We start from the raw sequence: 4966 nt of genomic DNA on the forward strand, positions 1-4966 counted from the left end.
GGTTAGGGATCGGGGGTCGGGCTTAGTTGCACAACGGTCTCTGATCATCTGTTCAATGACCAATTCCCAGTTTCCACAGTTGGGGATCGGGGGTCGGGCTTGGTTGCTACAACGGTCGCCGATCTCCAGCCCCCACTGTTGGGAATCGGGGGCAGCAAGTTATTTTCTGAACCCTGGCAACTGGCTCCTGACTCCTAAATCTTTCTATCGTGGTGTGCAAAGGATTCCATAATGCGCGTGCCGATTTTTCAGGTTGATGCTTTTACGACGCGGCTCTTTACTGGCAATCCAGCGGCGGTTGTGGTGTTTGATGAATTTCCTGCTGATGCTGTTTTGCAAGCGATTGCGAGCGAAAATAACTTGGCCGAAACCGCGTTCATCGTGCCTGTTGGCGAAGATTATGCAATTCGCTGGTTTACGCCAGTCACCGAGGTGGCGCTGTGTGGTCATGCAACCTTGGCAAGTGCAGCGGTTGTGATCGAGCGTTTAGAGCCAACTCGCAGTCAGGTCACATTTTCATCCAAAAGTGGGCCGTTGATAGTCAGCAAAAATGGTGATGGCTATCTGCTGAATTTTCCAATTCGCCCATGGCAGCGCGTTGAGTTACCAGCAGGGCTGGCCGAAGCGTTGGGGGTGATGCCAGTTGAAGTGCTGAACGATGTGGTTAATTATACAGCGATACTTGAGCATGCCCAACTTGTGCGCGAACTCAAACCTGATCTGGCGGCAATTGCCCAACTTGATCGCAGTGGCGTGGTGGTAACTGCGCCAGGCGATCAGGGCTACGATTTTGTCAGCCGCTATTTTGCGCCTGCCAAGGGCATTCCAGAAGATCCAGTGACTGGCGCTGCCCACTGTGCATTAACCCCTTATTGGGCTGAGCGCTTACATAAAACCAGTTTCCGCGCCTATCAAGCCTCGCGCCGTGGTGGCGAAATTCATTGTCGATTGGTTGGCGACCGAGTTGAATTAGCTGGCTCGTGTGTTTTCTACCTTGAAGGCACCATTGAAATTTAAATCGCGAGAACCAAGAATGAGGAACTAGCATTGATTGATGCCGAACTTTTGCAAGCACTGCAAGGCTATTTCGATAAGCAACAGCTGTTTCAGCGTGCGATTGATGCTGGTGCCGATGCCTTTCGCGAGTGGTATAGTCAACAGCCAAATGCCCCTAATCCTAATATTGATAGCGTGGGACTCTATCCTCGTTTCTTTGCTGTTGATCTGACGATTCCAACCACACCAGTAGTCATAACTAAATTGACGATTGGTTTACCTGATCCAGATGGCGTTTGGTTTATGGGCATTGTTCCATTAGGATATTTTCATTGGAAAACGACGCTTGAAGGTCAGTATTATGATGCCAAACTGAGTATAAACAAATGGAATATTTCTGATCTCTATGATGAAGCATATCCTGCAACGATGCCATTACCAACCTACCCACTCAAAGCTCATGGGTCTGCTGTGAATACGATGTTGTATAAACCGTGGCCTGATACGACTATTTCAGCATCGCTGATCGATCAATTGATTGCAGGTCACGATTGGGAAGCCTGCAAAGCTGCCGCTTATAGTAGCGGCTTGAAGGTTATTGCCAAATGCTTCAGCGAGTATCCTGAGGAATATGGATCGTGGACTCCAGCAACCATACGATCTGGCAAATCCCTTGGTTCGGCTCATTTTTCGAATCGACTTTGAGTATCCAGTTTTTATCAACATCGACTTTGATGTGATGAGTGTTCCGACGTTTGATAGCAACGAAAAGCCACGTATCATTGGCAACTATTATCACGCGACACTGCTCGACGGGACTGTTAATGATGATGGTTATGCGTTGAACCCAAATTTAACTGGTTGGGCTGGGAATTGGAGCCGCAACTGCTCCCGATCCCCAGCCCCTGAAAACTAAACCCTGACTCCTCGCCAACTACTGCATCAACGGCACGCGCAGATAATCGTTGGGAATAAACAAGCTGCCTTGGGTAATGCCTTGTGGCGCTGCTTTGCGCAATTGCTCGGCCAAGGCGGCGCTTGATTGCTGGCCTTGCAGCGTGCGATCGAATGCGGTGATCACGGCTGCGACTTGTTCGGCGGTTTCATGCACAAACTCCAAGCGATAATGCACAATTCCGGCGGCTCGCCATTCCTCAAGATGCTCCACGGCAGTTTGGGCCTCAGCACCAAACACCGTATTGCGACAACCAACATCAGCCATCACCGGATGGGCGCGGCCATTCAGATCGCGTAATTCAACCCGATGTTTTTCGCAAGGATGGCCGCAATCTTTGAAGCTGGTGCCATTTGAGAGGAAACGGCAAAACACACAGTGCTCGGTGTGGAACACGGGCAAATGTTGATAGGCAATGACTTCAATTGCTGCGCTGCCTAATTGTTGTGCCAACGCCGTGACTTGGGCCGCGTTCAAATCGTGGGTTGGCGTGATGCGCTCCAAGCCTAATTCAAGCAAGGTATTGGCGGTCACACTATTGGCTGCATTCAGGCTGAAATCGCCAATTAATGCTGGGTGTTGCTCGTGGCGCAAGGCTTCGAGCAAGCCCGTTGAGCGCACCACAATTTCGCAGCCAAGCTTGAGCAAAAAGTGAATAATGCGTTGTTCGCTTGGTTTTAGCACCCGTGGGCTAGCCACACGCGCTTTGATGCCATGCGATTGCACCAATTCAACCGCTGGCCTCAACCCATACAGTTCCAAATAATCGAGCGTGATGCTGGCGGGCTTGGCGGCCAAGGCTGCTTGCAATTGCTCAGGCGTGCGCACCAAAATATGCAATTGCGGCGTGCTGCTTGGGCTAGCTGCTGGTTGCACAGTTTGCTGAGCTTGAGCCAAAACATCGAGCGGCGCTTGAATTTGGCGAACTGGCGCGGCAGCTTGCAAGGCACTGAGCTGTTCGATTGCTTGGCGGCGCAAATTATTCAGCAATGAGCTTGGCACAAACGGCTGGCCGCTGCTATCAACATGCATTTCGGCCAAACTATAGGCGGTGTTGCCCAAGCGGCTGGCCTGATCGTACAAAAATTCGTTGGTCAAGGCGCGGTTTTGCGAGCGTGGCAATAGCTCTGGCGATTGCACGCTGACGTTCACATGCGGTTGGTTGCTCAGCGTCCAAGTTAATTGCAAAGGCTGGCCTTCGTGTGCAACCACACGCAAGTGCAATGGTTGTTTGGCAACTGGCGCGGCGGCCTCTAAAAATGGCTTGGCAGCGCGATCAAGCTCAGGGTCGTGGCTGCGCCAAATCAAATCGCCAACCCGAATCCGATTGGCTCTGATGGCTTGCGGGCCAAAGCGCAACTCAATTTCGCCAGTTGGCAAGTGATCGATGCCATAAATTCGCCCGCCTTCTTCGCGTTCTTCGGGGCTGCGCCAATTGGCTGCATCAAATACCACGCCATCGCCAGCCTTGAGCGGCGCGATTGTATGATTTTCATGGGGTTTGAGCACAATCCGTTCGCCATAAATATCGCTGACATAGCCCATCAACACGCCACGATGGCGGGGCGCACGGCCATTAACCACGGTTTGATGATTGGTTCCGCCGATGAAAAACGTGCCCAAGCCACGCGAATAGACTTGCTCCAATTGCAATTCTTCGGCGGGCGTGATGCTCAAGGGCAAGCCAGCCCATGCTTCATCAACAGCTTTGCGATAGGCGCTGGTGGTCAGGGCTACATAATCTGCATCTTTGTAGCGGCCTTCGATTTTGAGCGACGAAATGCCCAATTTGATAATGTCGTGCATTAACGGCACGGCGTATAAATCGCCTGGCGACAGCAAATAGCGGGCATCGGCCAAGGGTTTGTGCTTACCATCGACCAACATTTGATAGGGCAAGCGGCAGGCTTGGGCGCATTGGCCACGATTGGCGCTGCGCCCGCCCCATGCTTCCGAGGAGAAACATTGGCCAGAATATGAGACGCACAATGCACCGTGGACAAACATTTCAAGCTCACAATCGGTGGCTTGGCGAATTGCGGCAATCTCATCGAGTGATAATTCGCGGGCCAGCACAACCCGATTGGCCCCGAATTTACGGGCCAACTCAACGCCTTCGGCGCTGGTGATGCTCATCTGGGTGCTGCCATGCACTTCCATTTCGGGGGCGATTTGGCGCGCAAGTTGGGCGATGCCAATATCTTGCACAATCACTGCATCGGCTCCAGCTTCGGCAATGGCGGCCAACGAGCGGGTGGCTTCGCGCAATTCGTGCTCAAACACCAAGGTATTGAAGGTGACAAAGCCCCGAACGCCGCGTTGATGCAAGGTTCGCATCACCTCGGGCAATTCGCCGAGAGTAAAACCGACCTTGGCGCGGGCGGTAAAATGTTTCAAGCCAAAATAAACCGCATCTGCGCCTGCTTCGATTGCGGCGTGCAACTGCGGCCAATAGCCCGCTGGACTCATCACTTCGGGCTTGGGAAAACGGCGTTGTTCGCTCATGAAATTCCTAAATCTATGGTGGTGGCAATCGTGATTGCCCGTGATTGATCTTCGTTAGGATTAAGCTTAACACATTTTAGCCAATTGGGTGTACTGGTACATTGGATTAGCGACCATGTTCCCTCACCCCCCAACCCCCTCTCCCACTGGACGCGGGCGAGGGGGAGCATTGAGTTGCACCACGGAATTGGGGCAGAACCACGGGATTTAAGCCCCTCGCCCGCGCATAGGGGTTGGGGAGAGGGGATCTTCACAACCGACCCGTGCAAGCCAACCTCCGCTCCCACTGAACGCGGGCGAGGGGGAGCATTGAGTTGCACCACGGAATTGGGGCAGAACCAAGGGATTTAAGCCCCTCGCCCGCGCATAGGGGTTGGGGAGAGCTTTCAAGGGTAGGTAGTTAACACCGGTGACCATGGTTCAGGATAAAAACGTCCAACGGGAAGTGGCTGGTGGGTCATGAGGTGGGTGATGATCAGCAAGAGGCCACGCCGGAAACAGCTGAGCATG

The 4966-nt window shown here is 52.8% G+C and carries 3 protein-coding genes; 2 read left to right on the forward strand and 1 reads right to left on the reverse strand.

Annotated features, from left to right (window positions below; all coding sequences use genetic code 11):
- The first annotated feature begins 231 nt into the window (after positions 1–231).
- The gene (locus C5S61_RS00265; RefSeq protein ID WP_110513121.1) at positions 232–1017 is read left to right on the forward strand and encodes a PhzF family phenazine biosynthesis protein; all 786 of its coding nucleotides are present in this window, start codon (positions 232–234) and stop codon (positions 1015–1017) included.
- 30 nt (positions 1018–1047) lie between these two features.
- On the forward strand, positions 1048–1701 hold the full coding sequence (locus C5S61_RS00270; protein WP_110513123.1) for a hypothetical protein: 654 nt from the start codon (positions 1048–1050) through the stop codon (positions 1699–1701).
- A gap of 229 nt (positions 1702–1930) precedes the next feature.
- Here C5S61_RS00270 and C5S61_RS00275 read toward each other — a convergent pair whose 3' ends face one another.
- A complete protein-coding gene (locus tag C5S61_RS00275; RefSeq protein WP_110513125.1) occupies positions 1931–4456 on the reverse strand; it encodes a U32 family peptidase in 2526 nt (841 codons plus the stop codon).
- Positions 4457–4966: the final 510 nt, after the last annotated feature.

This window comes from Herpetosiphon llansteffanensis (assembly GCF_003205875.1).
In the GTDB taxonomy this organism is placed as follows: domain Bacteria; phylum Chloroflexota; class Chloroflexia; order Chloroflexales; family Herpetosiphonaceae; genus Herpetosiphon; species Herpetosiphon llansteffanensis.